Raw genomic sequence first — 24,691 nt, 5'->3', positions numbered from 1 at the left:
GCTTTTTTGTATTGTATTTACGATAGAGTAATAGGTTTCAAGACGTAAGTCACAAATAATTAAAAGGGTTTTAGAAACATTTGTAAAATATATATATTAATAACTTTAAAGGAGGGCAGACAATCATAATAAGAACTAGAGGGATTTCAACAATGTATACAATGTCCGTTGGAATCACTATATAAACTAAAAGGAGCAAAATATGAAAGCTATCGTATTTGATTTTGATGGAACATTGGCGAATACTTTACCAATTTGTTATTATGCTTTTCAAAAAGTATTTAAAGACTATGATAATAAGGATCTTACGGCAAATGAGATTAAGGAAATGTTTGGTCCTTCTGAAACAGGTATTATTAGAAATAATCTCTCAAATCCTAATAAGGAAGAAGCTATCGAATATTACTATGCTCAATATGCCGAATTACATAAAAGTTTAGTAGAAGTTAATCCTGAAATTCGTGAATTATTGACCTCTTTGAAAGAGGCAAATATAAAAATAGGAATTTTCACGGGAAAGGCAAAAAGAAGCTTGGATATCTCTCTAAAAGCATTAGATATGGAAGGGCTGTTTGATGTCATCATAACTGGTGATGATGTATTAAAACCTAAACCTAATCCAGAGGGTTTAGTAAAAGCATTATCTCTTTTAGAGGTTGAAAATTTTGAGGCGGTTTATATAGGAGATAGTGATGCTGATATCATTGCAGGTTTGCAAGCGAATGTCTATACAATTGGCGTACAATGGTTACCCGAATACCAAACAGAAGAGTTCAACGAACAACCAAATTCAATCATAAAAAGTGTCACCGAATTCAAGCAGTCCTTAAAAGTAGGGATTTTATGAGTTACCAATGGTTGGAATGGGCAAAAAAAATACAAGCATTATCTCAAGCGGGCTTAACTTTTTCTAAGGATATGTATGATATCGAGCGTTATGAGGAATTACGTAACATTAGTGCAGAGATTATGTCACTACACACTGAACTTGAAATGACCAAAATTAAGGACTTATTTACGAATGAAACAGGTTATCAAACGCCGAAAGTGGATGTTCGTGGTGTCGTTTTTAAAAATAATCAAATATTAATGGTAAAAGAGAATATTGATAATAAATGGGCATTACCAGGAGGGTTTTGTGATATTGGATTATCTCCTTCAGAGAATGTAGTAAAGGAAATTAAAGAAGAGTCTGGTTATGATGTAATGCCAGTAAGACTTCTTGCGTTATTGGACAAAAATAAACACCAGCACCCTCCTGAACCGTATCATTACTATAAGATATTTATTTTGTGTGAAATTATTGGAGGGGAAGCTACGATAGGTATTGAAACGAATAATGTTCACTTTTTTTCGCAACACAATTTACCGCCGCTTTCTACTAATAGAAATACTATGGCACAAATAGATATACTCTTTGAATTTTTACGTACTCCAGAAAAGAAAACATTATTTGATTGAGATGAAAGCTATTTTTTGAATAAAGCTATTGGGCATAAAGTCAAAAGGCATCGAGAAGTTCAACTCGATGCCTTTCGTCCTTTTTTTACTTTAGCAGCTAGTTACTGTACTTCGAGCGTATATGGTTGTGTACTAGCTTTGCCGTTTACTTCACTAACCTCTATATAATATGTTCCTTTATCTAGTTCAACGGAACCTACTTCAGTATCTTTGGAACCGTAAAGATCTAATGTTTCAACCGTTTTTCCATTGGCATCAATAATACGAATTACACCATCTAAACCTTTTTCAGTTTGTAAGGAGAAGAACACATCGCGTTTGCGGTCATTGTAGAATTCGAAATAGTCTTTATCGCCAAATGGCACACTAGCATTTAAATATTGATTAGCCATATATTTATCGCCGTTTTTCGTTAGCATAGTTGGTTTTGTTGGCACACCATGCACTAATGTGGAATCTGCATCTTCATCAACATTTTTATGATTAAATACAGATAATGTGTATGGTTGGAGCGATAAGAGCCCAAAGTCCGTGGCGCTAAGAGTAATAAAGTAACCGCGATTTCTTTTCGCTAGGAAAGATGTGTTGACCTCTGAAGTACCTGAGAGACCAAGAAATATTTCAAATAAGTTTTCACCTTGTCCAAACGGTATTTCTTTCGCTAGTTCATCGTCGTCGATTTGCATATTGCCGTTTGTATCCTCAATAATTGAACCAGAAAATTTCAAGTCAAATTGTAGTTCCTTTGGTATTTGATTGAGTTGTTCATTTGTATATGGAACGGAAGATAACAGAAGACTCAACACTGTATCCTCGCCCCGATGTTTATAGTAGTAGTAATCTTTATCATCATTATAGAGGAGATGATTTTGATAATTGATACCTGGTTCAATCGTTTGAGCAGTGATGTCTGTATTAATTTCATTGTTTTTGTCTTCAGGTATAGCTGCCATTTTTCTTGATGTAAGTGAATATGGTTCGATGGAGCGGCCACCAAAATTAACAATTTTGATAACATAAGTTTTATCTTTTTTCAGAGCAATTGTTTTTGGATCGTCTTCATCAATTGTTACTCCGTAAAGTAGACCAATCAGCCCCGAATCATTCGCTAATGAAGAAAGTGGAAGCAATTCATTTGTTTCCTCATCATATTCAAATATAGTGCCAGTTGGCTCTTGATTATTTCCTTTTTTAATTTGGAAACCATAAATCGCATCTTCTGGAGCAGTAAATACGAAATAATCTTCATCATATTCAGTTTGGAAGTATGCTTTTTGATCTTCACCGATATTAAAAGGAATCGCATTCGCCATAATGAGATCCGCATCTAAACCATTTTCCTCAAAATCGGGACCTGAAAGAAGATTTAAAAAATTTTTTCCTCGTTCACGTTTTTTTGCTTTATTTGGAGCTGGTGCACCATCACTATTTTGTACATCGTCTTCAAGCATTGGCTCATCCAATGGAAGTCCGTCTTCATCTTCAGGAAGATGAACAATTTCTCCTTTTAACGTGTAAGGAATAATTGATTCATTCATGTTCGCTTTTTCCTCGTTATCAATACCGCCATTAAAGAGCATATCGATTGACACTGCGCCACTGTTGTCATTGGATACACTTAGTACATACTCTTCATCAGGGATTGCATCGAAAACGATACTTACACTTTCACCTTTTGCTGAGCTTGAAGATGCTTGTAATGGGTAGGGTGCATTTTCATTCCATTCGTCTTCATCTATTTGTTCTGTTGATATGTTATCCAAATCACTTTTTAAATAGATTTCCATTGATGCTGTAACACCAGGTAGACCAGATAAATCAAATTTCAATGTTGATGGTTGCGTTACTGAAAATGTAAAGTAATCTTGGTCACCTTGTTGATTGTCTGAGAGTAACGTATAATTTTCTCCTGCCGTACTAAATGGGAACTGTTGAATTTTATGTGCACTATCCATTGCTAATGAATCGATCGGTAATTCATTTGTCGTTTGCGCTGTGAAAATATAGTTTGATGCACCTTTTAAGCTATAGCCACCATTATGATCCTTAACGCCAATAAGAAGCGTTCCTGCTTGCTCTGCTTTATAAAGGTAGCCTTCTTGTTTTCCTGCGCGAACATCATTGACATTGATAGTTTCAGACTCATCTTTTTGACCTGTAGGGTAGAAGTATAAGTCAAATGCATAGTCATAGTTGCTAGCACCTTTTAATGATAGTTGAACATATTCACCTGCATCTAATTCAGTTTTATACCATTTCTTTTCATCTGGTAGCTTGAATTCGCCTTTTTCGGTATTCAGACTATTTTTATTAAGCACTTTGGCATTGGTTAGACGCTCTTCTTTTGTTTCAGAATAGCGCTCTGGTAGGTTGTTTAAATCGAAGTGCATTGCTTTTAATGGGTCGACGAGGCCATGTCCATAGGTTAGGTCGTAGCCTCTTTCACCTAAATCCTTTGCGGTCATTTCGAGTATTGCCTCTATTTCATGAGGCTTTAAAGTGGGATATTTTGATTTTAGTAGGGCTGCTACACCCGCAACTACAGGAGATGCCATTGAAGTCCCGCTAAATGCTGTGAAGGATGATCCCTTTTTTCGATCATAAACGGTACTATAAATATCTTCTCCTGGCGCAACTAAGTCCACTGATGGTCCATAGTTGGAATAGCTTGATAGTTTATTGCGTTCATTTGTAGAACCAACGCTAATGACACCTTCGAAAGAAGCGGGGAAGGAGTATTGATCTGTTGAATCATTACCCGCAGCAGCTACAATCGTAATGCCTTTATCGATTGCTTTTTTAACGGCTTCCTGCATTAGTGGAGATTCTCCGTAGCCACCGAGACTCATATTAATAACGTCAGCGTTTTGTTCAATAGCGTAAAGTATACCTTGTGCAATAACGAAATCATTTGCAGTTTGTTTGCCGTTAAAGACATCTATTGGCAGAATCTTTGCTGATGGATAAATACCATGTCCACCAAGCCCATTATCTTTAGTAGCTGCAATAATGCCTGCTACATGCGTCCCGTGTGGATCAGAAAATGAGGTATTGGCAGGCGTTGCTGCATTATAAGGTGGAAGCACTTGAGACTTCAAATCTGGATGTTTATAATCTACACCAGAATCGATAACTGCTACTTTGACCTCATGATTTCCTGCTAATGATAAAGCCTTATCAATTTGCAGTAGATTTATATGATACATATCCTTTTTCTTTGGATCGACTGCATTATTAAAGGATTGGTACTTGTAGCTTGGAGATACACTTTTGACTCCGTTTTGCTTGGCATAATACGAAACAGCCTCTGTTAATGTTATGCCTTTTTTTAGTTGGATTACTTCGTAACCTAATGAAGGAATCGATCGAATTACTTTTGAACCAATTTTACTATGTACGGTCTTCGCAAGACCCGAATGTTTGACGATAATAGTATCGGCACTAATCCATTCGTTTCCTCCTGTTTGATCGTTGAACTGCTTTAATGCTTGCCTTTTGTTGCTAGCGAGCATACTTGTCACCAATTCTGGGTTCTGTGGTGCTTCAGCAAAGGCAGAAGCAGCAGGAACCATTAGTGCAGAACATGCTACGACAGCGATTGATTTCATCACCCAGTTTTTCAATTGTTTTTCCTCCTTCAGTAAAATATGACATTTCACTATTTATAACGGATGGAAAATAGAAAAGTTTCATATCTCAATAAATTTTTTTCAATTGTTTTAAAATTGTTTGAGTGCCTGGCACCCAAACAATTTAGAGCTGCTCGATAAGTGTTTGTAAGTCTTCTTTTGATCGAGGCATAGGCAAGCCAACGTCAAATAACTTTTTGTTTTGTAAGGCGAGGGTTATTTCAAAAACCCATGGTCGTTCAAGATGGGCTAGTTCAAGTAACTTCTCTTGATAGAACAATTCGACCGGATCCCCATTGTAAATGACTTTCCCAGCCTCCATAACAATTATTTGATCCGCCCATTCATAAGCCAAAGCGATATCATGGGTTGCCAATAAAAAAGTTCGTTCCCCATTTTCTAATTTAGCTAAGTAATGTAAAAGTTGTGCAGCATAATAATTGTCTAGTCCAGCAGTCGGTTCATCTAATAGTAATACAGAAGGTTCCATTGCCAGCACACCTGCCATGGCAACACGTTTTTTCTGTCCGACGCTTAAAAAATGTATGGGCTTATCAAGTAATGACTCAACCTCTGTTTGTGCTACTGCCCAGGCGATTTTTTCCTCGATTTTTTCATGAGACCAGCCAAGATTTAATGGCCCGAAAGCGATATCTTGCTTTACTGTACCTGAAAAAAGTTGATTGTCAGCATCTTGGAATACGATGCCGACCTGCTGACGTAATGCGGATAATGCTTTTCTAGAATAGCTAAGCGCTTCGTTGCAAAACGTAATGTTGCCATCGGTCGGTTTTAAAATTCCATTTAGATGCTGAAATAGTGTTGATTTGCCAGCACCATTATGACCTAGTAGGGCGATTTTTTTCCCCTTTGGAATTTGCAATGAAATATCTGTAAGTGCCTCGGTACCGTCTGCATAAGCATATGATAAATGTTTAAGATCAAAATAAAGCTCTGTCATGAGAAAAAACCTCCATATATTACGAGGAATAAAAATATAAAAACAATTCCAAACCAGTTTTTCTTGCTATAACATACACTGTCTTGCCAATAAATAGATTCGCCACCACGTGCTTGCATCGCATTATTTAGTTCACGACTACGTTGAAACATTTCCGCAAACAATGCTGCAATAAGCATGGAAATCGACCGTAACCATTGCATAGGTGATTGATAGCCAAGGCGTGATTGTTGAGCAAGATGAATTTTTTGCATGCTATTTAAAAAGATGAAAATAAATCGATACGTTAGCTCTACTAATTCTACAAATAAAGCAGGCAGACGCCATTGACGTAAGACGTGACAAATAGATTGTACCGATGTCGTTAAAATTAAAAAGTATAAACAGCTAATACTGCCTAATACAGAGAACAATAGCTGCTGTGCTGTGATCAAGCTTTCATTTCCGATGAAAAAAGTCCAATTACTAAGAGAAAATGCCCAGAAATGTGCTGGGAGGTTACTTGAATTTGGTGCAATTGAAATCAAAATAGATAGTAAACTGGATAGCAGAAAAAATCCTGGTAACAGCAGTAATTTCGCATAATATTGGAAAGGGATTTTTGCGCCTAAAATGATAAAAGCACTCATTACAATAAATGTAATGAGTGAAATAAGTTCATCTCTCACGATAAGCGACAATAGCAGTAACCCCAAGGAAAACGTCATTTTTTCTAACGGATGAACGGACGCTAGTTTATTCATATAAGCATACTTATCAATGAGTAACATCGTTTAACCTTCCTTATGCTTGCCGCGCATATAGCCTACGAAATAGCCAATAAAGCCAGCACCAATCGCAGCCTGTAATACGAATAATAAGCTTTCAATTTCACCACTTGGTGGCTCCCATAAGCTTTCAAACCATGGTTCATATTCTGCATTAATTTCACCGATTGCAGCTTCAGCTTCTCCGTCTGCACCACCGAATTCTGCACCTTTTTGTACGAAAAGAGGGATGATTGCTAAAAGTACAACGACAGCTAGTAGCAGTAAATTTTTCTTCATCCTAATGTGCCTCCTTTGCTGAGAAAACACGTAGTGCCTTTAATTCGCTCACATTGTATTTTTTTAAGAAATTCATAACGATAACTGTTAAAATTCCTTCACTAATTGCTAGAGGGATTTGTGTTAAAGCAAAAATACCTGCAAATTTTGTGAATGAAGCCATAAAGCCTCCTACTTCAGAAGGGAAAGCCAATGCTAATTGAACTGAAGTGACAACATATGTACCTAAGTCCCCAAGCATCGTGCAAAAAAGACAGCAATAGAGAATGATAGACCGATTTTTTGAGAACCTTTAAAGACATAATACGCAATAATTGGTCCTACAATCGCCATAGAGAAAGCATTTGCACCTAAAGTGGTAATACCACCATGTGCTAAAAGTAATGATTGGAATAATAAAACGATTGTTCCAATCACACTCATGGCTAATGGTCCAAAAAGAACTGTACCAAGGCCAACACCAGTAGGATGTGAGCAACTTCCTGTTACTGATGGAATTTTCAGTGCCGATAAGACGAATGCGAATGCACCTGATAAGCCTAATATCATTTTCGTTTCAGGATTTTCGTCAATTGTTTTACGAATAGAACGTAATCCTAAAATAATAAATGGAATCGAAATAACCCACCAAAAAATCGCCCATTCAATCGGCAAAAATCCTTCCATGATATGCATGGCAAACGCTCGTTTTGGTACTAGTAAAAGAGCCACTAAGAAATAACTAAGTTTCCAAAAAGAAAATTTCAAAACCTTTCCTCCTCAACAGTAATTTTCGAATGTAGCGTGCGCAATAAAAAAAGCACTTCTCCGTTTCGGAAAAAGTGCATAGCTGAAAAAGCAAATAGAACTGTCATTTGCCAAGCCGCACACCTCTCCTCGTAGGTTGAAACGATCACGATTTTCTCGGCAGGTCTCCTGGCTTTAGTTCAACATTTTATAGGCCTTCCCGTCCTATGGACAGTGACATTTTCTATAAAATTCCCTAGTACAGTGGCGGGACCGCGCCGGACTTGAACCGGCTTCCCTTTTAAGCGAAATGTATACACTTCGCACCGAAAAAAGATGAAGTTGTGAGTTTTCACGAAGAAGTGTAACATGTTTTTCCAATCATAAGCTATCCTTTTTTTTGTAAAAAATTTTTTATAAAATAACAATCTAGAAAATTCAGATAAATGTCAGAGAAAATCTATCAATTTTAATGAAATATTTGTTGAAATTTTATTAAAAATCTAATAAATAAAAAAGAAATGTTGAAAAGTATAAAAATGATAGGCTATGATAGAAACAGTTTTATATTCGTTTTATTAACATTTCATTTTAAAATTTAAATATAAATCCATCATTAAGTGCTCGATATACTTCGAGATAATAGGGAAATCGGTGTAAATCCGATACAGCCCCCGCTACTGTAATAGCTGATGAAATCGCAATGCCACTGAAAACTTGGGAAGGCGCGAAAGTAAGAGGAAGCTTAAGTCAGGAAACCTGCTTAGTTGATGATATGCAAACTTTTCGGAGGGAGAAGTGAAGCGAGAGCGGATACGTGTATATTCGTTTTTATTTTGGCTTCTATAAAACCTTTACTCTTCGATATCGAGTAAAGGTTTTTTCTTTTTCCTAAAAGTAGAATGAGGGGAGAAAAGCAATGACAACTTGGAATTTAGAGGGCATGAAAACCCATCTTTTTATTTGTAATGGTAGTAGTTGCATGAAAAAAGAAGCTGAGGAAATTACGCTCGCAATACGAGACGAAATAGAGAAATTAGCACTCGATAAGGAAATACATACGACAAGAACGCGTTGTAATGGCAGATGTAAAGATGCTTGTGTTGTGATCGCGTACCCACAGGGAAATTGGTATCGTGTACCAACAGTTGAGCATGGTAGAACACTTGTAAAAGATTTAAACCATGATTCTTTACACAGCGAGCATGTTTTTACACTGACAGAAGGTACGTTGCAACGTACCCCACAAACAACAGCCATTAAAGGCATCGACAAGGTGAAAGAGGGGTAAAAAATGGCGCAAAAAGGAAAGATTTTTGTTGTAGGCTTTGGACCTGGAGATTTCAAGCATATTACGACACGTGCTGTAGAGGCATTACAACAAAGTGAATTTATTATCGGTTATAAAACGTATGTTGAGCTCATTCAAGATTTAGTAAGTGCGAAGTCGATTGTTAGTACTGGTATGACAGAAGAAGTGTCACGAGCACAAGAAGCGGTACGTCAAGCGGAGGCTGGAAATATCGTTTCTGTTATTTCGAGTGGTGACTCAGGCGTATATGGGATGGCTGGACTTGTATATGAAGTACTAATTGAGCTTGGGTGGACGGAAGCAACAGGTGTTGAAGTCGAAATTGTGCCAGGAATTTCTGCTATTAATTCGTGTGCAAGTTTGCTAGGCGCACCGATTATGCATGATTCTTGCACGATTAGTTTAAGCGATCATTTAACACCTTGGAATTTAATTGCAAAGCGTGTGGAAGCTGCGGCGATGGCCGATTTTGTCATTGCGTTATATAACCCAAAAAGTGGTCGCCGTACACGTCAAATTGTAGAAGCACAACGGATTTTACTAGAATATCGATCACCGGATACACCTGTAGGACTTGTGAAAAGTGCCTACCGTGATCGTCAGGAAATAACGATGACGACTTTAGCAGAGATGCTCGAGCATGATATCGGCATGTTAACTACAGTTATTATTGGAAATTCATCGACATTTTTCTATGACAATAAAATGATTACACCGCGTGGCTATCAGCGCAAATATACACTTGGAGAAGAAAAACAGCCTTTACGTCCACACCAGCGTTTAAGAGAAGAAAATGAGCCGTGGGCAATGAACCAAGAAACAGGTACTGCAAGTCATGACTTTGCTGCAGATCCAAATGCAGGACGTCTGAAAAGTAGTATTGCGATAGCACCTGCGCCTGTATCGGTACAAGAAAAATCATCTCTAGAAATGGCAGCAACTGCACTAGCCATGGTGAAAGGAACAACTGTCACAAAGGCTACAACGAAGTTAGTTCAGCAAAAAATGGAGTCGATTTTTGAACTTGCTGTTAGTCCTGGGGTAGCGAATAAATTTTTCACTCCACAGCAAATGATGACGTTAGCTGAAGTTGTGGGAGATGAAGGCACGATGGAATATACACCTGACCATCAAATTCATTTAAAAATTCCAACGACAGAGCCAGAAATTATTACTGAAAAGTTAAGAGAAGTAGGCTTTTTACTCGCACCAATTGGGGATGTGCTGTCATTAAAGGCTTGTGACTTCTGTTATGGCGAGAAGGCAGATTCAATTCCATATGCAGAGGAGATTCAAGCAAAGCTTGGTGGGTTGTCGTTGCCTAAAACGCTGAACATTGGCTTTAATGGCTGTGGCATGGCGTGTTATCGTGCAGTATTTGACGATATAGGTATCGTCTACCGGAAAAGTAAATTTGATGTTTTTATCGGTGCGAAACCAGTAGGGCGTACTGCACATGCAGCACAGCCAGTTGTAGAGGGACTAGAGCCAGAACAGCTTATTCCGCTTATTACAGACATTATTGAGGAATATAAGGCAAATGCACATCCAAATGAACGCTTATTTAAGTACTTCAAACGGGTGAAAAAAATATTGCATTTTACGTATCAAGATATGTCGTCAAAAATAAAAGTAGAGCCAGCTCCGTGCGGCGACTAGTGAGGAGATAAAAGATGAAAGCAATTTTATTTGTTGGCCATGGTAGCCGTTTAGCAGCAGGAAATGACGAGGTACGAACGTTTATAGAGCAAATGACGCCACGTATCGATGAAAGCTTTTTAGTAGAAACATGTTTTTTAGAGTTTGCCTCGCCAAACATTGAAGATGGTATAACGAATTGTGTGAAGAAGGGTGCTACAGAGGTACATGTAATCCCGATTATTTTACTTCATGCTGGTCATTCAAAAATGCATATTCCAGCAGAAATCGAACATGCACGTGAGCATTATCCAAATATTACATTCACGTATGGACAAACAATCGGTATTCATGACGAAATTTTTGCTATTTTAGAAGACCGCTTAGCAGAAATCGACTTCAATACTGAGGAAGAACATAAAGATACTGCTATTTTATTAATTGCACGTGGTGGCAGTGACCCAGCGGCAAATGGTGATTTTTATAAAATTACACGTTTGTTATGGGAAAAACTAAACGTTCAGTATGTGGAAAGCGCATTTATGGGCGTGACAGATCCGCGTGTTGAAGAAGGCATTGAACGCTGTGTCAAGCTCGGTGCTAAAAAAATTATTATGCTACCGTACTTTTTATTCACAGGTATTTTAATGGAACGTATGAATGGCATGTGCAAGCAATTTAATGAGCAATATCCTGACTGTGATATCCAAATTGCTAATTATTTTGGCTACCATGATCGTTTACAAAATGTGTTGTTAAACCGTATTGAACAAGCTGTGAATGGTACATCAACAGGTATGCAGGATTTAGAAAATTATCGTGCTTATGCGGCGGTACATGGACATGCGCATCATCATCACCATCATGACCATGATCACGACCATGACCACCATCACGACCATGACCATGACCATGACCATGACCACCATCATGACCACGAGCATGATCACCATCACGATCATCATCACCATGACGAGGAGCTAGTAAAATGATTTTCATGTTAGCTGGTACGAGCGATGCAAGGAATCTAGCACTTGAATTGCAGTCAGTGGGCTATGCGATTACGGCTACAGTTGTTACTGATTCGGCTGCTACAAGCCTTGCAGAGGTAGGTCTACCACATTTAGTTGGTAGACTAACTGCTGAGGAAATGGCAGCAATACTTACAGAACAAGGGTATCGCTTAGTTGTCGATGCCTCACATCCATTTGCAGAGGAAGCTTCTAAAAATGCGATGGCAGCAGCAAAGAGTGCTGGTGTTCCATACATTCGTTATGAACGCGCAAATGAACATTACGAACACCCTCTTATTACCGTTGTTAAAGATTATGAGGAAGCAGCACAGTTAGCAGCTGTAAAACGAGGCGTGATTATGCTGACAACTGGCAGTAAAACACTTGCAACGTTTACAAAGGTGTTACAAGGCTTAGAAAATACACGTGTTATTGCACGTATGCTTCCTCGCCTTGATAATATGGAAAAATGTGAAGCACTCGGTGTGGCGCAAAGAGATATTGTTGCTATTCAAGGTCCCTTTTCAAAAGAATTAAACGAAGCACTATTTCGTCAATACGATGTTACATTGATGATTACAAAAGAAAGTGGCAAAGTCGGCTCAGTCGATGAAAAGCTAGACGCTGCACTTGCCTGTGGTATTGAAACGATTTTAATCGCACGACCAAATATTCAATATGGCCAACAATACTCCTCATTTGAGGAAGTACTACAAGCTGTACAACACAAACTTTAGGAGGCAAACCAAATGGATTTCAAAACAGATTTCAAACCATTAACAGTAGACCCAGACAAAATTTATGATTATAGTTTCTCGATAATTGCAGAGGAAATGGGCGAACATGATTTTACAGAAGATGAGTGGAAAATTGTCCGTCGTATTATCCACGCTTCTGCTGACTTCGAATTAGGACGTAGCGTCATTATTACACCAGGTGCAATTGAAGCAGGCATTAAGTCGATCCTTGCAGGTCGTCATGTCATTGCTGATGTACAAATGATTGAAAGTGGTTCAGGAAAAAAACGTTTCCAAAAGCATGGTGGGGATTTACACTGCTATATCGCAGATGAAGACGTTTCGATTGAAGCGAAAAAACAAAATACAACGCGTGCCATAATCTCAATGCAAAAGGCAACAAAATTACACGAAGGTGGCATTTATGCAATCGGAAATGCACCGACAGCCTTACTAGAGTTAATTCGCTTAATTAAAGAAGGCTTAGCGAAACCGGACTTAATTATTGGCATGCCAGTAGGCTTTGTGTCAGCAGCAGAGTCGAAAGAAGAGCTTTTAAAGCTAGAGGGGATTCCTTATATTACAAATGTTGGACGTAAAGGCGGTAGTACAGTGACGGTTGCTGCTTTAAATGCCGTTTCATTATTAGCGGACGAACAGGCGAAAAAATAATGGAGCGGAAGCCAAAAAAGGATCCTAAAGACATGCGTCACGGTTATACAACGGGAGCCTGTGCAACTGCAGTTACGAAAGCGGCATTATTAGCACTCATAACAAATGAAGAGCAGGAAACGAGTACGATTCATTTGCCAATAGGGCGAGATGCAACATTTACAATTGAAAAATGTACGTTTGGAAGCAACGTAGTAAGCTGTGAGACGATTAAGGATGCTGGTGATGATCCAGATGCGACACACAAAGCCCTTATTATTGGCACGGTAAGTTGGGCTGATACACCAGGGATACATTTAGATGGCGGTATTGGCGTCGGGCGAGTAACAAAGCCCGGCTTACCTGTTGCTGTTGGAGAAGCAGCGATTAACCCTGTACCACGTAAAATGATACATAGTACCGTGCAAGATGTGCTTGAAGAGTTTCAAATTAATCGCGGCGTTAATGTTGTTATTTCTGTACCAGAGGGCGAGGAAATTGCAAAAAAAACATTAAATGGACGGCTTGGCATTATTGGCGGCATTTCCATTTTAGGCACAAGGGGAACCGTCGTGCCTTTTTCGAGTTCTGCGTATATGGCAAGTATTGTTCAAGCTATTAGTGTCGCAAGGGCAGCTGGCTGTGAACATGTAGTTATAACAACAGGTGGGCGTAGTGAAAAGTTTGGGATGGCCCAATATCCTACCTTACCTGAGGAAGCGTTTATTGAAATGGGTGATTTTGTCGGCTTTACATTAAAGCATTGTAAACGACTTGGCATTAAGCAAGTATCGCTCGTTGGGATGATGGGGAAATTTTCAAAGGTGGCTCAAGGGGTAATGATGGTGCACTCCAAAAGCGCAGCCATTGATTTTAATTTTTTAGCGCAGTTAGCCATTGATATTGGGGCAGATGAAGAAACAGTAGCACAAGTAAGAGAGGCAAATACCGCATCACAAGTTGGTGAAATAATGGCTGAAAAAGGCTATGATGCTTTCTTTCATCACCTATGCGAGGCATGCTGTTATTCATCTTTACACCATATTAGAGGGGGCTTGACGGTTTCCACATCGATTTATTCGATGCAGGGACAATTATTAGGAAGGGCTGATGACATTGCATCGATCGATGAAATTGATTGGGATCGGGGATAACGGACAGGAAAGTTTACTACCACAGTATAGACAGTGGATTGAAGACTGCGAGGTGCTCGTAGGTGGTGAGCGTGTCCTTGATTTTTTCACAAGCTTTACAGGAGAAAAAATAGTCATTAAAGGTGGTCTTTCGACGCTTGTTGAAAAACTTTCCGAAGAAACGCGTAAGACAGTTATTTTAGCATCGGGTGATCCACTATTTTACGGCATCGGGGGCTATTTAGCAAAGAAGCTAAATATCGAAGTATATCCGTATATGAGCTCTGTACAGCTTGCGTTTTCAAAAATGGGCGAAAGCTGGCAGGATGCCTATGTAACTAGTATTCACGGGCGAACAATGAAAGGCTTAGCGCAACGTATTGATGGTAAAAAGAAAGTGGCATTACTAACAGATGCAGACAATAATCCAAATGCACTGGCACGTTATTTAAAGCATTTTGGTATGACAGAATACCGTGCTTTTGTGGCAGAAAATTTACAAGGTATTGATGAAAAATATGGCTGGTACTCTCTTGATGAATTAGAAGAAGCAGAATTTTCATCTCTCAATGTTGTGATCCTACAGCAAACGTCAGCTCCGAAGCGCTATGCACTTGGTATTGATGATGAAGAGTTTTCACAACGTAAGCCAGATAAAGGACTGATTACGAAAAAGGAAATTCGTGTATTAAGTTTGCAAGCAATGCAGCTTCAAAAGGACAGCACGATTTGGGATGTCGGCACATGCACAGGCTCCATGGCGATTGAAGCTGGTAAATTGGCACCAGAAGGTCAAGTGTATGCAGTGGAAAAAAATGCTCCTGATTTAGAAAATTGCCTACAAAATCAACAGAAGTTCCGTGTCGATGTAACGGCTATTCATAGTAAAGCTCCTGCAGGACTCGAGCATTTTCCAGACCCAGATGCGATTTTTATCGGCGGAACAGGTGGGGAAATGGTGGAGCTATTACAGCTGTGCTGTACGCGCTTAAAGCCCAATGGTCGCATTGTCTTAAATGCTGCTACAATTGAAAATTTATATAAGGCAGTTGAGGCGTTTAAAGCTTGCGGCTTTGCAGTAGAAATTTTACAGGCGCAACTTGCACGTAGTAAACCAATTTTAGATATGACTCGCTTTGTCCCATTAAACCCGATATATATAATTTCGGCATATCGAAAGGAAGAAAATCATGAGTAATCTTGGTATTTTATATGGCTTAGGCGTAGGCCCTGGCGATCCAGAATTAATTACAGTAAAAGCATTCCGTGTTATCCAGGAGTCACCAGTTATTGCCTACCCAAAAAAATTAAAGGGTAGCAAAAGCTATGCACACCGCATCGTAGACGTTTACATTAATCCAGAGGAAAAAGATATGCTTGGTCTTGTTTTCCCAATGACGAAGGATGAGGCAGTATTAGAACGTGAATGGACGAAATCTGTTGAACTTGTTTATGGTAAATTGAAAGAAGGCAAGGATGTTGCATTTGTGACAGAAGGTGATCCTCTTTTATACAGTACTTTTATCCATATGATGAAGCTAATGCAGGACATGCATCCAGACGTAGAAATTCGTACAGTACCTGGTATTTCATCATTCAATGGTTCTGCATCACGTTTAGGCATTGCCCTTGCTGATGGAGATGATCGTGTCGCAATTATTCCAGCTCATGATAATTATGATGCAATGCGTGAAGCAATTGAAAGTCATGATGCAGTCGTATTTATAAAAGTAGCAAAGGTTATTGATTTAATGCTAGAAGTACTGCGTGATTTAGACTTACTTGATAAAGCTTCCGTTGTAACAAAGGTTACATCTGATGAGGAAATTATTTGGGATGTACGTGAACTAGACGGTGTAGATTTAGAATATTTAACATTAATGGTGGTGCGTAAATAATGAAGAAAATTTATATTGTTGGTGCAGGCCCAGGAGACCCGGATTTAATTACTGTCAAAGGTTTACATATGCTACAAACAGCGGATGTTGTTATGTATACGGATTCGTTAGTCAATGAAGATCTTATTGCAAAGGCAAAGCCAGATGCGGAAGTAATTCGTACGGCCGGCATGCATTTGGAAGAAATGGTTGCGGTCATGGTAGAGCGTGTCAATGCAGGTAAAGTAGTAGCACGTATGCATACAGGCGACCCTGCGATGTATGGTGCAATCATGGAACAAATTGCCTTATTGAAGAAGGAAGGGATTGGCTATGAGGTCATTCCTGGCGTTAGCTCGGTTTTTGCTTCAGCCGCAGCAATCGGGGCCGAGTTAACAATTCCCGATTTAACACAAACGCTTATTTTAACTCGTGCAGAAGGACGTACACCTGTGCCTGAGTTTGAAAAGCTACGTGATCTTGCTAGCCACCATTGTACGATTGCGTTGTTCTTAAGTGCAACGCTAACAAAGAAAATCGTCAAAGAATTGCAAAGTGCGGGATGGTCTGATGATACGCCAGTTGCCGTGATTCAGCGTGCAACTTGGCCCGATCAAAAAATTGTTCGTACGACTTTAGTTGAGCTTGATGAGGCGATGCGTGTCAATGGTATACGTAAACATGCGATGATTTTAGCAGGTTGGGCATTGGACCCAAATATCCATGATAAAGATGAGTACCGTTCAAAATTATATGATGCGACCTTTACACATGGCTTCCGAAAAGGTGTGAAGACAAGTGATTGAATTACAAGAAGGTGTACTTCCTGAAGTTGATCAGCGTAATCCTTATGCAGTTGTAGCCATTACGAAGCATGGTGTTCAAATAGGACGCAAACTACAGCAAACATTTGCGGCAAGCGATTTATATTATATGAGTAAATTTGAACATGGCGACGAAGATGAAAAGCATATTCAGCTTTTTACAGGTACGGTGCGTTTATTACTGCCAACACTTTTTAAGCAGTATAAAGGATTAATCTTAATTATTTCACTTGGTGCGGTTGTGCGCATGATTGCACCAATTTTACAGGATAAGAAGACCGATCCTGGTGTGGTTGTTATTGATGACCGTGGGGAAAATGTCATAAGTGTGCTATCGGGCCATTTAGGCGGCGCGAATGAGCTAACGCATGAGGTTGCAGCGGCGCTAGGAGCAAATCCTATTATTACAACAGCTTCTGATGTTCAAAAAACTATTCCTGTTGATTTATTTGGTGCACGTTTTGGCTGGGTTTGGGACAGTGCAGATAAGCTAACACCTGTTAGTGCCTCTGTTGTCAATGAGGAACACGTTGCGATTGTACAGGAAGCTGGCGAACGTGATTGGTGGATGCGTGATACACCAATGCCTGAGCAAATAAAAATTTACCCATCAGCACACGACGCGATTGAGGCGAAACCTCATGCTACGCTGTTCATTACCGACCGTATAATTGAACCCGAAGAAGAAGTGCTGCTAGAGAATGGCGTCATTTATCGACCAAAATCGATTGTACTTGGCATGGGGTGTAATCGGGGGACGGCTGTTGAAGAAATTGAACAAGTCATTGATGAAACGTTAGCTGAGCTGAAGCTATCGAAAAAAAGTGTAAAAGCACTGTGTACAATTGATTTAAAAAAAGACGAAACTTGTTTTATTGAAATAACAAAAAAATATGATTGGGAGTTTGTAACATATACCCCAGAACAGTTAAATGAAATCAATTTCCCATCACCATCTGAAACAGTATTTAAATATACAGGGGCATATGGGGTAAGTGAACCAGCTGCAATGCGCTATGCACAGGTCGAATCACTCGTATTACCAAAGAAAAAGTCAGGCAATGCTACGATTTCTGTAGCAAGATTAGTATTTTAAGGAGGGAGCCTATGCAAACAAATCGCTTTGTACTTGCAGGGACAGGTAGTGGTGTTGGCAAGACAACATTCACAATTGGCCTAATGAAAGCATTGCAGGAAAAAGGTAAAGTCGTGCAAGGCTTTAAGTGTGGTCCTGATTATATTGACCCTAGCTACCATACTGCTGTGACAGGACGTGTATCGCGTAATATTGATAGTTGGATGTTTTCGCATGATGCGGTACGTGATATTGTTGCACGTGCGAGCATGGATGCAGACGTTTCGATTATAGAAGGCGTAATGGGCTTTTATGATGGCAAAAGTCCGTTATCTGATGAAGGTTCGGCTGCGGACATTAGTGTTGTGACAGAAAGTCCGGTTATTTTAATCGTTAATTGTGCAAGTATGGCTCGCAGCGTAGCGGCAGTTGTAAAAGGCTTTCAGCTACTATCTGACCAGCCAAACATTGTCGGCGTTATTGCAAACCAAGTAGGTAGTGTAGGCCATTATGAAATTGCCAAAGCTGCGATTGAGCAGGAATGTGGTATTCCGGTTATAGGTTATTTAAAACGTGAAACAGGCATAGATATTCCAAGTCGCCATTTAGGGCTTATTCCTGCGATTGAACGAGGTGAGCTCGATTCATTTTTTGACAAGCTAGGTGCTTTAATGGCAGAGACGATTGATTTGGATTTATTGTTGTCATTAACAAAGGCACCCGTTCTACAAGAGACGGGTCAACTATTTGCTGAACAACCTGCAAAAAATATTTGTATTGCGGTAGCAAAAGATGCTGCATTCAACTTCTATTACGAGGAAAATTTAGCACTTTTACGAGCAAAAGGAGCAACATTGCAATTTTTCTCACCACTTGCAAATGAACCTGTGCCAGCCGAAGCAGATGGTTTATATATTGGTGGAGGCTTCCCAGAGGAATTTGCTGATACGCTAGCAAAAAATAATGACGTGAAAACATCCATTCGTGAAGCAATCGCGAAAGGTTTACCGACATTAGCTGAATGCGGTGGCTTTATGTATTTGACTGAGGCGATTACGAATAGTCAAGGTGAACGCCATGAAATGCTCGGTGTGATTCCTGGTGAAGTAGCGATGCAAACAAAGCTTGCGGCACTTGGCTATCGTGAAATCTTTGGGACAACGTCTAACTTTTTAATCGGTAAGGACGAACAAGCAAAGGGCCATGAATTCCATTATTCATCATATAGTGGTACTCATGACACTCCTGCTTACGAAACGAAAGGGCGTTTTGGCAATAAAGAAGAAGGTTACCAAACAGGGAATCTAGTAGCTGGCTATACGCATTTTCATTTTGTTTCGAATCCTAAGCTTGTTGAAAACTGGTTAACAGCATGTAAGAAGGTGAAAACAAATGACTAATTACTTTCCTATCCATTTAAATATCGAATATAAAACTGTTGTTATTGTAGGTGGAGGTCATGTAGCGACGCAAAAGGTTACGTCATTGCTACCAGCTAAAGCAAACATTGTCATAGTTAGCCCGACGTTACACGACACATTAGTGCCACTTGCAGAATCAGGGCAAATAACATGGCGTGTAAAAGAATTTGAGCCACGTGATTTAGATGATGCAACACTTATTATCGCAGCGACAAACGATACAAACGTCAACAATGCGGTACAAGAAGCGGCGCAACATTGGCAGCTCTTAAATCGAGCAGATGCACAGGGTGAGAGCGACTTTATAACACCTGCAACAGTTCGTCGCGGTCCTTTAGTGTTGACGGTTTCTACTTCTGGTGCAAGCCCAGCACTTGCACGCAAAATAAAAGAAGATTTAACTGAGCAATTTGATGCTGTATATGAAGATTACGTATGCTTTTTACAGCAAGCTCGTCTAATGGTTACTGCTAAATTTGATAAGGGTAATCAAAGACGTGCCGCGTTACAAGCACTACTTGAGCCAAACTTATTAGCATGGACACGCAGTGGAGAGATTGACCGACGAGAGGCGTATTTACAACAACTATTGACGGGAGAAACGCGATGAAAGAGGGAATTGTATATTTAGTAGGGGCTGGCCCGGGAGATCCGAAGCTCATTACAGTGTATGGGCTAGAATGTATTCAAAAGGCCGATGTCATTGCATACGATCGTCTAGTGAATCCGAAATTATTAGATTTTGCAAAAAAAGATGCAGAGCTTGTGTACTGTGGTAAATTGCCTGGTAAGCACCATCTAATTCAAGACGAAATTAATGCATTGCTTGTCGAGAGAGCGCAAGAAGGCAAAGTTGTAACTCGTTTAAAGGGTGGCGATCCTTTTGTTTTTGGTCGTGGTGCTGAAGAGGCGGAAATATTAAAAAATCATGGCATACCTTATGAAGTGGTACCGGGTATAACAGCTGGAATTGCAGCTCCTGCGTATGCAGGTATTCCTGTTACACATAGAGATTTTGCCACAAGTTTTGCACTAGTTACAGGTCACGGTCGCGAGGAAAAAGGACAAGATTTTTTAAATTGGCCAGCACTTGCAACTGGTATCGATACTGTCGCATTTTATATGAGTGTAGGCAATATTGCATATATCGCAAAAAAGCTTATTGACAATGGTCGCCCAGCGACTACGCCCGTTGCCGTAATTGAATGGGGTACAACTGAGCAACAGCGTACGATAACAGGACCACTAAACGACATTGCTAATATTATTGAACGTGAGGGTTATCATAATCCTTCTATGATCGTCGTAGGGGATGTTGTCAATGTACGTGAAAAAATTCAATGGTTTGAAGAGCAAGGGCTCGCTTTTAGCTAATGTTGCGATGGCACCTTGCTATTCTCTTAGATAAATAGATAGACAGGCAAATGACAAAAGAGATGTACTTAAAGGAGGATAACTTCATGACAGTAATTGAAGCATTAAAAAAACGTCGTGCAATTCGCAACTATACAACTGAGCCTATTGAAAAGGAAAAAATAGAACAAATTTTACAAGCCGCAACGTATGCACCTAACGATCGTATGCGTGAACCTTGGCATTTTTATGTAATACAAGGTGACTCGATGAAACGTTATGAAGCAATGGCTAGTACATATTTGCAAGAACGTTTTCCAACGAAGCCTAATTTAGTAGAAAGTTCATTAAAGGTTGTTCAAACAACACCTGTTGCAATTGTTGTGACAGCCGATATTGTGGAAGATGATGAAGATGCAACCGAAGATAATATTTTTGCTGTATGCAGTGCGATTATGTCCATGTGGCTAGCAGCAGAGGAGCTAGGGCTTGGATTCGTATGGCGTACGCGAGGCGTTGGACTTGTTCATGATGCACGCATGCATACATTTATCGGTGCAAGTGAAAATCAAAAGGTTGTCGGTACTATTTTCATTGGTTACCCAGAAGAGCAAGAGCTTAAAGACAAAAAACGAACATCATTTGAAGAGAAAACAACTTGGCTTTAAGGAGGTAGGAAAAATGGCTAGAAAAGGCTTGTTTTTAGTATACACAGGTGATGGTAAGGGGAAAACGACAGCTTCCCTTGGCGTAACATTGCGTGCAGTAGGGCGTGGTTTAAATGTGCGTTATATGCAGTTTATAAAATCGCCAGAGCGTACGTACGGTGAACAAATTGCCCTATCGAAACTTGGGGTAGAAATGGAACAAATGGGCATAGGGTTTACATGGACAAAAACACCGGAGGAGCATCGTGTTGCATTAGCAAAAGCTTGGCAAAAAGCAAAGGAAGCCTTACAAGATGATAGCATTGATTTACTCGTTTTAGATGAGCTTAATAATGCATTGGCAATTACAAAATTCCCAATTGATGACGTTCTCCCATTAGCTGAAATACTCGAAGCCATTGCACAACGTCCTCCTACAATGCATCTTGTCGTAACAGGACGCAGTGCCAATCCTGCCCTTGTTTCCATGGCTGATTTAGTTTCAACAATTGATGCAACGAAACATTATTACGAAGAGGGAATTCCTGCTGTCAAAGGACTTGAATTCTAAATCCATCTGTCCAATTTTCGATTTTATATTCAATGGGGGGATATTCAGGAATGATTTAAAGTCACTGAATATAAGCTACTCTCCTAAGTATCAAGGAGGGAAATCAGAATGCCAGCAAAGTCAATTATGATTCAAGGAACAGCCTCTGACGTAGGTAAAAGTATGATATGTACGGCATTATGTCGCATTTTTTCAGATGATGGACTAAAAGTGGTACCTTTTAAGTCGCAAAATATGGCGCTTAATTCATTTGTAACCGAAGATGGCGGAGAAATTGGCCGTGCGCAAGGGGTACAGGCTGAAGCAGCTCGTGTTGTAGCGACAACAGATATGAATCCAATTTTATTAAAGCCAAAGCAGGATATGGTATCTGAGGTTATTGTACATGGCAAGCATTTTTTAAATATGGATGCCAAGAGCTATCGCAATCAATTTGTACAACAAGCAATGCCAATTGTTGAGAAGTCTGTACGTACTTTACAAAATACATATGATGTTATTGTGCTTGAAGGTGCGGGAAGCCCGGCTGAAATTAATTTAAAGGATCGCGATATCGCCAATATGCGTATGGCACATTTAGCAGATGCGGCAGTTGTGTTAGTAGCTGATATTGACCGGGGTGGTGTGTTTGCATCCATTATTGGGACGTTAGCTTTGCTTGATGACGCAGAGCGTGCACGTGTAAAAGGACTCATTATTAATAAATTCCGCGGTATGCGCGAGCTTTTAGACGATGGCATTGAATGGGTAGAGCGTGAGACAGGCATCCCTGTTTTAGGTGTTGTGCCTTATGTAGATGTGAATATTGAAGCTGAAGATTCATTAGCGCTGTCTGCACTGCGATTTAAAAAACCGAAGCCTGGTGAGTTTTCTGTTGATGTGGCGATGATTCGTTTACCTCGCATATCGAATTTCACAGATATTGATCCGTTTTTTGATGAGCCAGAGGTTGGTGTACGTTTAATCGGCAATGTGGCTGAGCTTGGCACACCGGATTTGCTTATACTACCGGGCACTAAAAGCACAATGGATGATTTAGCATGGCTTAAGGCACAAGGCTTTGCTCAAGCGATTTCGAACTTACGTGCACGTGGAACTAAAATCATTGGCATATGTGGCGGATTTCAAATGCTCGGTGAAGTGTTGCTCGATCCAGATGCAGTTGAAGGAAATGGCGACTCAGCACAGGGTCTCGGCTTATTACCGATGGAAACCGTATTTGTAGGAGATAAAAAAACTGTACAAATGTCGGGGACGCGCGGAAATGATACATTGACAGGCTATGAAATCCATCTTGGTCGTACACAAATTTTACGAGATGAAGTATCACCATTTTTACAATTAGTAGATGGTCGTGTAGATGGAGCAGTAAGTGCGGATGAACAAGTAATTGGTACATACTTCCATGGATTATTCCATAATCGTAACTTTACACGTCAGCTTGTCAATAGTATTCGCATTTCAAAAGGGCTGGCAACATTGCCGACAGATGTTAAAAGCGATGCTGAGCGCAGGGAAGATGCCTACAATATGCTAGCATCGCATGTGCGTGCTAATTTAAATATGGAAAAAATATATGAGATGTTAAAAATTGAGGTACATGGATGACTAGAAAAGGACCGTTAGCTATTAATTATGAAGCATTATGGCAAGAAGGCATGAAGGATTGGCAAGGTCAAATGCCAGAGCGCATGGTCAATGATCAATTAGAGGAACAGTTTTGGTCTCAATCGTTAGCGCGCAAAAAAATTGGTCAAACCGATCTTTATGCAGCCCGTATTTTTCAAGAAATAAAGAAACAAATTCAACCACATCATTCTGTAGTTGAAATTGGTCCAGGATGGGGCAATTATACGTTTCCGCTTGCAGAATATGTGCGTGACCTAACGTGTGTAGATAGCTCAGATAGCATACTTGCATACTTACAACATTGTTTGCAAGAAAAGAGCCATGTATCCTATGTTCACGCGAAGTGGGAGAAGCTTGATGCAAATGAGCTACAAGCACATGACATTGTAATTGGCGTAAATTGTTTTTATCGCATGTACGAAATTAAATCGGCTCTTTATCACATGAATCGACTTGCTAAAAAACGAGCGATTATCGGCATGACAACGGGGCCAATTCAGCCGCATTATGAGGTATTACATGACAAGTTCGGTTATGATATTAAATATCCGCGAAGAGATTATATAGAATTTTTGAATTTACTATATGAAATGGATATATATGCAGATTGTGACATTATTCCGTTAAAGCGAACGTATGAATACGAATCATACGATCAGCTAGTGACAACACAAAGCAAAAAAATATTGAGTACTGATTTTAATAGATCACATGTTGAGGAAGCACTTGCCCCGTTTATAGAGGAAAAGAACGGTCGATATTACTATCGTCATGATTTTCATGCTGCACTCGTATCGTGGGAACCTAAATAGAAGAAAAACCTTTGGTGTTACTCTGTAATCTTACATTATAGAGCTTATTTATAATGTATCACGTACTAAAAATGTACATTACTAAATTCAATTTTAGTAACGTACATTTTTATTTTAGTTAACTGCTCTACTTGGATTCATTTAACGGGGTGTCTTCTCTAATAAATATAGGATG

At 39.6% G+C, this 24,691-nt stretch carries 23 protein-coding genes, 1 pseudogene and 2 riboswitches; of the genes and pseudogenes, 19 read left to right on the top strand and 5 right to left on the bottom strand.

All coding sequences use genetic code 11. The annotated features are described in order from the left end of the window. Positions 1–202 precede the first annotated feature (202 nt). Both ACIP9G_RS03540 and ACIP9G_RS03535 read left to right on the top strand, forming a co-directional pair. Positions 203–847, top strand: a complete 645-nt coding sequence (locus ACIP9G_RS03540) for an HAD family hydrolase (RefSeq protein ID WP_401017422.1) — start codon at positions 203–205, stop codon at positions 845–847. Further along, complete coding sequence (locus ACIP9G_RS03535) at positions 844–1,461, top strand: NUDIX hydrolase (RefSeq protein WP_401017420.1); 618 nt, start codon at positions 844–846, stop codon at positions 1,459–1,461. The genes ACIP9G_RS03540 and ACIP9G_RS03535 overlap by 4 nt, the downstream gene beginning before the upstream one ends. A 101-nt stretch (positions 1,462–1,562) precedes the next feature. Here ACIP9G_RS03535 and ACIP9G_RS03530 read toward each other — a convergent pair whose 3' ends face one another. The 5 genes and pseudogenes from ACIP9G_RS03530 to ACIP9G_RS03510 all read right to left on the bottom strand — a co-directional run bounded on the left by ACIP9G_RS03530 (position 1,563) and on the right by ACIP9G_RS03510 (position 7,763). Further along, entirely contained in the window at positions 1,563–5,084 is a 3,522-nt protein-coding gene (locus ACIP9G_RS03530; RefSeq protein WP_401017418.1) for a S8 family peptidase, read from the bottom strand. Between the two features lie 130 nt (positions 5,085–5,214). Further along, the gene (locus ACIP9G_RS03525; RefSeq protein WP_401017416.1) at positions 5,215–6,051 is read right to left on the bottom strand and encodes an energy-coupling factor ABC transporter ATP-binding protein; all 837 of its coding nucleotides are present in this window, start codon (positions 6,049–6,051) and stop codon (positions 5,215–5,217) included. Continuing rightward, positions 6,048–6,821, bottom strand: coding sequence for a cobalt ECF transporter T component CbiQ (gene cbiQ / locus ACIP9G_RS03520; protein ID WP_401017414.1), 774 nt, complete (start codon positions 6,819–6,821; stop codon positions 6,048–6,050). Before cbiQ ends, ACIP9G_RS03525 begins: the two co-directional genes overlap by 4 nt. A gap of 3 nt (positions 6,822–6,824) precedes the next feature. Next, positions 6,825–7,097: an energy-coupling factor ABC transporter substrate-binding protein gene (locus tag ACIP9G_RS03515; protein ID WP_173478982.1), complete on the bottom strand. Its 273-nt coding sequence runs from the start codon at positions 7,095–7,097 to the stop codon at positions 6,825–6,827. Position 7,098: 1 nt separating this feature from the next. Further along, a pseudogene (locus ACIP9G_RS03510) lies at positions 7,099–7,763 on the bottom strand (energy-coupling factor ABC transporter permease). Between the two features lie 222 nt (positions 7,764–7,985). Beyond that, positions 7,986–8,169, bottom strand: a riboswitch (cobalamin riboswitch). A 255-nt stretch (positions 8,170–8,424) separates the two neighbouring features. Continuing rightward, a riboswitch (cobalamin riboswitch) is annotated at positions 8,425–8,604 on the top strand. A 138-nt stretch (positions 8,605–8,742) separates the two neighbouring features. Between ACIP9G_RS03510 and ACIP9G_RS03505 the strand changes: the two are divergent. The 17 genes from ACIP9G_RS03505 to ACIP9G_RS03425 all read left to right on the top strand — a co-directional run bounded on the left by ACIP9G_RS03505 (position 8,743) and on the right by ACIP9G_RS03425 (position 24,516). Then, positions 8,743–9,114, top strand: coding sequence for a (2Fe-2S) ferredoxin domain-containing protein (locus tag ACIP9G_RS03505; protein ID WP_401017412.1), 372 nt, complete (start codon positions 8,743–8,745; stop codon positions 9,112–9,114). 3 nt (positions 9,115–9,117) lie between these two features. Then, positions 9,118–10,794: a precorrin-3B C(17)-methyltransferase gene (gene cobJ, locus ACIP9G_RS03500; protein ID WP_401017410.1), complete on the top strand. Its 1,677-nt coding sequence runs from the start codon at positions 9,118–9,120 to the stop codon at positions 10,792–10,794. Between the two features lie 14 nt (positions 10,795–10,808). After that, entirely contained in the window at positions 10,809–11,765 is a 957-nt protein-coding gene (locus tag ACIP9G_RS03495; protein WP_401017408.1) for a sirohydrochlorin chelatase, read from the top strand. Next, complete coding sequence (gene cobK, locus ACIP9G_RS03490) at positions 11,762–12,523, top strand: precorrin-6A reductase (protein WP_401017406.1); 762 nt, start codon at positions 11,762–11,764, stop codon at positions 12,521–12,523. Before ACIP9G_RS03495 ends, cobK begins: the two co-directional genes overlap by 4 nt. Positions 12,524–12,535: 12 nt before the next feature. Beyond that, positions 12,536–13,195 (top strand): precorrin-8X methylmutase, encoded by a 660-nt coding sequence (locus tag ACIP9G_RS03485; RefSeq protein WP_340823954.1) that lies wholly within the window; start codon positions 12,536–12,538, stop codon positions 13,193–13,195. After that, positions 13,195–14,328, top strand: a complete 1,134-nt coding sequence (locus ACIP9G_RS03480; RefSeq protein WP_401017403.1) for a cobalt-precorrin-5B (C(1))-methyltransferase — start codon at positions 13,195–13,197, stop codon at positions 14,326–14,328. The genes ACIP9G_RS03485 and ACIP9G_RS03480 overlap by 1 nt, the downstream gene beginning before the upstream one ends. Then, complete coding sequence (gene cbiE, locus ACIP9G_RS03475; RefSeq protein ID WP_401017401.1) at positions 14,285–15,505, top strand: precorrin-6y C5,15-methyltransferase (decarboxylating) subunit CbiE; 1,221 nt, start codon at positions 14,285–14,287, stop codon at positions 15,503–15,505. The genes ACIP9G_RS03480 and cbiE overlap by 44 nt, the downstream gene beginning before the upstream one ends. Then, the gene (gene cobI, locus ACIP9G_RS03470; protein ID WP_401017400.1) at positions 15,498–16,205 is read left to right on the top strand and encodes a precorrin-2 C(20)-methyltransferase; all 708 of its coding nucleotides are present in this window, start codon (positions 15,498–15,500) and stop codon (positions 16,203–16,205) included. Before cbiE ends, cobI begins: the two co-directional genes overlap by 8 nt. Beyond that, entirely contained in the window at positions 16,205–16,990 is a 786-nt protein-coding gene (gene cobM, locus ACIP9G_RS03465) for a precorrin-4 C(11)-methyltransferase (RefSeq protein WP_401017398.1), read from the top strand. The genes cobI and cobM overlap by 1 nt, the downstream gene beginning before the upstream one ends. Beyond that, on the top strand, positions 16,983–18,104 hold the full coding sequence (locus tag ACIP9G_RS03460) for a cobalt-precorrin 5A hydrolase (protein ID WP_401017396.1): 1,122 nt from the start codon (positions 16,983–16,985) through the stop codon (positions 18,102–18,104). The genes cobM and ACIP9G_RS03460 overlap by 8 nt, the downstream gene beginning before the upstream one ends. Positions 18,105–18,115: 11 nt before the next feature. After that, the gene (locus ACIP9G_RS03455; protein ID WP_401017395.1) at positions 18,116–19,483 is read left to right on the top strand and encodes a cobyrinic acid a,c-diamide synthase CobB; all 1,368 of its coding nucleotides are present in this window, start codon (positions 18,116–18,118) and stop codon (positions 19,481–19,483) included. Then, a complete protein-coding gene (locus tag ACIP9G_RS03450) occupies positions 19,476–20,114 on the top strand; it encodes a precorrin-2 dehydrogenase/sirohydrochlorin ferrochelatase family protein (protein WP_401017393.1) in 639 nt (212 codons plus the stop codon). Before ACIP9G_RS03455 ends, ACIP9G_RS03450 begins: the two co-directional genes overlap by 8 nt. Then, positions 20,111–20,878: a uroporphyrinogen-III C-methyltransferase gene (gene cobA, locus ACIP9G_RS03445; protein ID WP_340823965.1), complete on the top strand. Its 768-nt coding sequence runs from the start codon at positions 20,111–20,113 to the stop codon at positions 20,876–20,878. The genes ACIP9G_RS03450 and cobA overlap by 4 nt, the downstream gene beginning before the upstream one ends. Before the next feature lie 86 nt (positions 20,879–20,964). Continuing rightward, the gene (locus ACIP9G_RS03440; RefSeq protein ID WP_401017390.1) at positions 20,965–21,525 is read left to right on the top strand and encodes a nitroreductase family protein; all 561 of its coding nucleotides are present in this window, start codon (positions 20,965–20,967) and stop codon (positions 21,523–21,525) included. Positions 21,526–21,538: 13 nt separating this feature from the next. After that, a complete protein-coding gene (locus ACIP9G_RS03435) occupies positions 21,539–22,075 on the top strand; it encodes a cob(I)yrinic acid a,c-diamide adenosyltransferase (protein WP_401017388.1) in 537 nt (178 codons plus the stop codon). A 108-nt stretch (positions 22,076–22,183) separates the two neighbouring features. Further along, entirely contained in the window at positions 22,184–23,683 is a 1,500-nt protein-coding gene (locus ACIP9G_RS03430) for a cobyric acid synthase (protein WP_401017387.1), read from the top strand. After that, positions 23,680–24,516: a class I SAM-dependent methyltransferase gene (locus ACIP9G_RS03425; RefSeq protein ID WP_401017385.1), complete on the top strand. Its 837-nt coding sequence runs from the start codon at positions 23,680–23,682 to the stop codon at positions 24,514–24,516. Before ACIP9G_RS03430 ends, ACIP9G_RS03425 begins: the two co-directional genes overlap by 4 nt. Positions 24,517–24,691 lie beyond the last annotated feature (175 nt).

This window comes from Lysinibacillus sp. NPDC093197, assembly GCF_044754025.1.
Lineage (GTDB): Bacteria > Bacillota > Bacilli > Bacillales_A > Planococcaceae > Lysinibacillus.
This window is presented reverse-complemented; position numbering and strand designations above follow the sequence as displayed.